The sequence below is a fragment of the Bartonella sp. AD328YNZD genome, from assembly GCF_042196425.1.
The window spans coordinates 1-6,650 of the sequence record NZ_JBHIQG010000117.1 but is presented as its reverse complement, the minus strand read 5'-3'; the positions used below and the strand labels follow the sequence as shown (position 1 = coordinate 6,650).

At 35.9% G+C, this 6,650-nt stretch carries 4 protein-coding genes; all 4 read right to left on the bottom strand.

Translation table 11 applies throughout. The features are described 5' to 3' along the window. Nucleotides 1-1,523 (bottom strand): porin family protein (locus tag ACFIO3_RS06765; RefSeq protein ID WP_375704231.1); only part of this gene is annotated, 1,523 nt, incomplete at its 3' end. A 1,711-nt stretch (nucleotides 1,524-3,234) separates the two neighbouring features. Continuing rightward, nucleotides 3,235-4,113 (bottom strand): outer membrane protein, encoded by an 879-nt coding sequence (locus ACFIO3_RS06760; protein ID WP_375704230.1) that lies wholly within the window; start codon nucleotides 4,111-4,113, stop codon nucleotides 3,235-3,237. 183 nt (nucleotides 4,114-4,296) lie between these two features. Next, nucleotides 4,297-4,428 carry an outer membrane protein gene (locus tag ACFIO3_RS06755; RefSeq protein ID WP_375608053.1) on the bottom strand — a complete coding sequence of 44 codons (132 nt, stop codon included), beginning with the start codon at nucleotides 4,426-4,428 and terminating at the stop codon, nucleotides 4,297-4,299. A gap of 1,055 nt (nucleotides 4,429-5,483) precedes the next feature. After that, nucleotides 5,484-6,353, bottom strand: coding sequence for a porin (locus ACFIO3_RS06750; protein WP_375617357.1), 870 nt, complete (start codon nucleotides 6,351-6,353; stop codon nucleotides 5,484-5,486). Nucleotides 6,354-6,650: the final 297 nt, after the last annotated feature.

The following is a 6,650-nucleotide window of genomic DNA, read 5'->3' as shown; positions in this document are numbered from 1 at the left end:
ATACCACCAGCGAGATAAGGCATAAAGCGATCAGCAGCAAAACCAATACGGACCCGTGTAGCACCACCCCAATTTTGTTTGAAAGTATGGTTTAAAGCTTCAACTTCATCTTCTTGATCCAGAGCAAGTTCAGAAGCAACCTTTTTGATTTGTTCTATACCGTATACACTGGAATTGCTCTTATCTGCCGCTTGGGGACTTTGTGCACCGTGTCCAGCCATATTCTGTCCACCATGAGGATGAGAAGTATGTGGGTGAGAACCATGCGGATTAGCACCAGAGCTGTATCCACCGCCGTGAGGTGCACCATGTGGATGAGCATGTCCACCTCCATTAGAAGCAACGCGCGAATGAGAGTTATTACCACTATAACTCTGAATACTATGATGACCTCCGCTTGTTCCATTAGAAGCCTCTTTCTCAGATCCAGATGATCCTGATCTCGCTAGTACAAGTGATGAACTCGGTACCGTTTTCTCTACTGCTGATGGCTGTACTGATGTGGGTGCTTTTGCTACTAGCTCATTTGATTCTTTTATTGAATGAGAGGATACTGGTGTTTTTCCAACCGTTTGTGCAGATTCTGATCTTACAGACGCTTTGGGTTTACTTACTCTCGCTTCTGATGGTTGCTCTCCTGTAGATGACCTTGCCAAAGAAAGCGGTTCTGACGCTTTTGATATCGATCCTGTCTGTACACTGGGAGATGCTGATTTTGCTACTACTTTTGATACATTCTCTCTTAATGATGTTTCTCCTGTATCTGATCTTAATAATGAAGCTGATACTGGTTGCTCTGAGTTTGTCCCCGTGGTGGAAGATGTTTGTTTAGATATAGCTGTTTGCTTTAACATTGCTGTTGGGCTTGACCTTCCTGATACTGATTTTACTGAATTAGTGCTGCCAGCTGCTGGTGATTGCACAGTTTTCTCTGATTCTAATAACGTTTGTGTTGTAGAATTTTCTGGCGCTTTTGGATTAGCGTTAGTCTCTGTTAACCCTTTTGATTGTTGTATTCCTCCTTCTGCTTTTGTTTGTACATTTAGCGTTGATGGTACTGATACTGTTGATATTGATGCTTTTGGGGTTACAACTTCTGCTGATCTGCGGGCTCTTCCTACTGCATTCTCTACTGTAGCGTTATTAGATGCACCTATGGTTATGGTTTTTGTGTGTTTTTTTCCAGATAACATTAAATCCGTATCAATACCAAAAACAAAGCTGTCACCGAGATCGATATTAGACCCTGCATAAAAACCACCTGCAAAACCTGAAAGTTTAGGAGAGAACTCTTTATCCAGCGAGAAATTCTTTTCTTGATCAATAAGAGCCATATCCGCTTTGCTCGAAAAACCACCGGCTTGGACACCTAAATAAAGACCTGTCCATGAAAAAGTAGGAGCAACAATGGCAGAAGAAGTCGATGATGCTGGCTGATGAGGAATCAGAACATCAGCAGCTAACGCTGTAGATGCCGAAATTAAAGAAAAAATAGACGCTGTTATTAAACATTTTGTGTTCATAAAATCTCTCCAAATATCCAAAATGAAATGTATATAGAGTATCTTTTTTGAAATATCTGTAGCAAAAATAACACACTCACAAAAAAATAAAGGATTTTTGAAAATAAGCTTTCTTAACTATTTAGTTTTGTTTTCAATGAGGATTTGTAAATTAAATCACACTAAAATTATGTGTCTTAAAATTGGATTTATTTCCATTAAATTTTCGCGTGACGGTTAATGACAATATTCTTTACAAATTTCTTTTTACAGAAATCTCAATAACAATATTCTGCACACAAAAAACATTGTCTATCACTCAAAAAATCAACGCCAGTGCAAACCGTAAAATCAATCATTACATTTTTTAAAACCAAGCACCATAAAAGTTTCATGAAATAAAACATTCACAAAAAAACTTTTAGATTTTTTTCAGAAATATTGTCGTCCTAACACATCACTTTGATTTATAAAGATAACTTATTGTTTGTATGTTTAATAAAAAAATCTAATACCGTAGGATTCTCTCGTTTAAAACCTGTTCCATGTTGAATCCATCAAAACCATGTCTCTGTGTATGTCATAAACGGGATGGAGCATGTCAATAAAAAATATTAAAGACAAGATTAAAAATACTTTTTATAAAAGCTCTTAACAGCTAAGGTCTGTCTGAAACATTGGTGGCTATTACAGTGTATGATGGTGCCAGTTTACTCTTTTTATTAAGCATAAAGGTCGTAGTACTCAATGGAGTTATTATATTGGGGGATTATCGCTTTATACTATTCACGAATCTTGACATGAAACAGATATGATATGCCCTGAGAAATATTTCTTTAAAACAAGCGTGTGAATACGTAACAACGATATAGTCCGTTTGGGGCATTTTGTTTTCATAAGAGGTGTGATCCCATTAAAGAATGCAATAAATAAAAGCGCAAAACAATACATCATCCTCACTATTAAAAAAACATTGCTCTCAATGCTTTTGAAAATCATAAAACTCAATTAAAAGAAGAAGGTAAAGTTGAAAACTGATTTTTATCTTTATAATTTCATATGCTTCCCTAATGAGACTGTATTTCCGTTTCAGAGAGTACTCTAACAGGATATATGTAGCACGATCGTTCTAAACTAGCATATAAAAGGCGGCTAAAGTTAATCACTGGTTATGATCTTTTCCTGTTTTTGAGATTAATTGAACGCTTTTCACTTAGGTGTGAAATAGCAGCAGTGATATAAGATTTTATTAATCAGTAATTATAAAATCTCTCTATATATGTAACCAATCCGCTTATGGAGAAGCAAATCGGCACCATCACACATTTTGCCAGCTCGTGAATACTGCTCTCTCCCTTTCCTTGCATTAAGATGGTTCATAAGAGCCATTTTTAATCCTTTCTTCTATAGTTTTTATCCACACACTCATCCTACCTATGATGTGCAAGCAAGTGATTTTTATTGATTCAACATACACAGATTTGAAATGAGAAAATTTTACGGTATTTGAGGATCTAATTCAACATGAATAATATTAAATTATCTTTATAAATCAATATGTTGCAAGACATTTATAATAGACGACTTTTTTCTTTAAAGCTTTATAACACAAAATGAAATAATAAAAACAAGAAGGGTTTAAGAAAGATTAAAATAAAGGGCTAATAAAATAAAGGCCTCGTTAAACGAGGCCTTAGTATCTTTTTGTGCTTATAATTTCATTTTTACGAAATTAGAACTTGTAAGCGACACCTACACGGAAGTCATTGGTTTTGTAGTTGAATTCACGTGTATCGTTTGCGAATTTCTTTTTACCAAAATCGGAGTAACGGTATTCTGCACGTAAAAGAACGTTTTCTGTCATTGCAAAGTCAACTCCACCACCAATAGTAAAACCAACCATTGTCTTCGTGTCATCAGCCCAAGTACCACCAGTCAAATCTACATTTTGCTTAACTGGTGGGTTTTCCATCACATCAGCTTTCTGCTCAACTTTAGCTCTCTCTCCTTTTCCTGCAACTGACTGAATGCCCTGTACCTGCGCATAGGCAATACCACCAGCAACATAAGGCATAATACGGTCAACAGCAGCAAAACCGATACGAACGCGTGTAGCACCAGACCATTTTTCTTTATAACTGTGCTTTTCCGTTACCTTGTCACCTATTTCAAACCGTTGCTGATCTTTTAATTCAACCTTAGCTTTTTCAAGGGCATTATTAAAAAATGCCACATCTTCTTTAGTAAGAGTCAATTCACGGGCTGTTTTTGATTCTTCACGGTCTGCCCAAACTGCATCAGTTTCAACACCCAGAATGAGACCATTTCCGAGGTCTACGTTAGATCCTGCATAAAGGCCACCCATGAAACCAGAAGGACTAGGTATATTATCTTTTTTGAAAAGTTCTTTGTCTGCTCCTGGAACAGTTAATTTCGTTTTACTCGAAAAGTTACCAACTTGACCACCAAGATAAAAGCCTGTCCAAGAAAACGAAGGGGCTGTGATAACTGCTGGTGCGGCTTCATGAGGAATCACGACATCAGCTGCATATGCTGCAGAAGATGAAATCAAAGCGACAACAGAAGTTGCTATTAAAAATTTTGTATTCATAATTTTGCTCCTAAATTAACTACAAGATGATCCTACAAGATTATAAACAGAAAATCTGTAGTAAAAATGTCACAATTGTACAAATAAAAATCTTAGAAAACAGGGTTTTTGTAAAAGTCAAGATCTTTTGGAAATTTAATTTTTTATTAATACTTTGTATTCATAATTGCGCTTTTGACAAAATTAGAACTTGTAAGCAATACTTACACGAAAGCCATTGGTTTTGTAGCCTAGTTTACCCTCATCCTTTGCAAATTGCTTCTTACAAAAGTCCGAGTAATGGTATTCTGCACGCAACAGAACATTGTCTGTCATTGCAAAGTCAACACCTAGGGTGAAACTAACCAGTGTCTTTGTCTTCATCATGCAAATTATCAGAAGCGATCTTTTGATCAGTATTATCAGCCAGCCTCTTTTTTCACTTCAATTGTGGAAATGCCCTACATTTGCGTATAAGCAATACCATCAGCAAAATAAGGTATTATACGATTAGCAACTACAAAACTAATACGGGCCCATGTTAAACTAGACCATTTTTCTTCTTCAGTAAAAATTATAAACTATTGTATCATCATCGTGAAGCTTTTCTGCATCAGCCAAAGTAACGCCAGCATTTATAAGATTTTGGCTAAATTTTTATATCTCATACGCCTCAAGATCTTCTAAGTGCGTTTTTGTTTTTCCACGGTCATGCCCAAACTGCATCTGTTGCAACACCTAAGATGAAGACATTTCCAAGATCAAAGTTAGACCCTGTATAAAAACCGCCAATCAAACCTGAAAGTTTAGGCAATCCATATTTGTATGGAGTTTTTTTTATCTCTAAATCAAATAGATCAACTTGGCTTAAAAAGTTGCCAACTTGACCACCGATATAAAACCCTGTTCAAAAAAAGTAGGAGCAGCAATACCTGTTGGAGCTACTTCACCAAGAATGATAGCATTAGCAGCTTGTGTCGCAAAGCTGTAGTTATAATGATAACAGAAATTATGATTAAAGATTTTATATTCGTAAACTTTGCTCCTAATTTATTTAGAACGAAGTATTATACAACTACAGAAAAAACGCTGTAGTCAACATGATACAACCATAGGAAACGAAAGACGAACCCAATATAAAATCATTTCATAACTTCACTTCGTACAAAAAACTGTAAGTTATAAATATATACATAAGATATTGATTTTACACCGTAGTTATTGTCTCTTGTTTATGAAAATCTTTTTAAGAAAATCCGAATAATATCTTTTACATCCCCAACAAATATAAGGTATGTGATAATATATCAATAGAAAAATAAAAGAGGCTCCGTCTTTAACAGAGCCTCATAACAATTTATTTTGTCTTCATCATTTCGTTTTTGACGAAATTAGAATTTGTATGCAACACCTACACGGAAGTCATTGGTTCTGAAATTATATTCTTTTTCTTTTGCAAAAAATTTCTTTTTACCATAGTCCGCGTAACGGTATTCTGCACGCAACAGGACATTATCAGTCACTGCAAAATCAAGACCACCACCAATAGTGAAACCAACCATTGTTGCTGTTTCATCAGATGAACCTGAAACAAAAGTTTTATTACCTACCTTCACTTCTCCATAAGCAGCCTCTAGCTGTGTATAGGCAACACCTCCAGCAACATAAGGCATAATGCGGTCAGCAGCAGCAAAACCAATACGTACTCGCGTAGCACCAGCCCATTTCTGTTTAAAACCAACACCTTCTGATACATCCACAATTCCTTGTGCAGCTGTATTTCTAACACTTAAACTCTTTACAATTTCAGTTCCACTAGCTGGAGGAGTTTCAGTTCCACTAGCTGGAGGAGTTTCAGTTCCACTAGCTGGAGGAGTTTCAGTTCCACTAGCTGGAGGAGTATCAGTTTTAGAAACTACTCGCACATCCTTTTTGCCAGACCAGATCATATCTGTTTCAACACCTAATATAATGCCATTTCCAAGATCAAAGTTAGATCCTGCATAAAAACCGCCAATCAAACCTGAAAGTTTAGGTGACAAGTCTTTAAAAACTGAAGTATCTTTATCTTTATCTTTTAATTCAACTTTACTTGAAAAACCACCAATCTGACCACCAATATAAAAGCCTGTCCAAGAAAATGAAGGGGCTGCGATGACTGCTGGGGCTGTTTCACGAGGGATGACAACATCAGCAGCTTGTGCTGCAGAAGCAGCCGCCATAGCGATAATAGAAGTTGTTACTAAAGATCTTATATTCATAAACTTTGCTCCTAATTTATTTATGAGACAGTGCTACAAAATTAGAGAAAGAAAAGCTGTAGTAAAAATGATACAGTTACAGAAAATAGAGGGATCATCCAAGACGAAATGATCTCATAGCTTCGTTTTGCACAAGAAACCGTAAGCTGTATAATGTAATAACTTATTGATTTTAAATGTAATTATTCTTTATTGTTTATGAAAAACTTTTTAAGAAGATCTGAAGAATATCTTTTCATATCCACAATAAATTATGTGTTGTGTGATAATATAGCAACAGAAAATAACAGAGGCTCT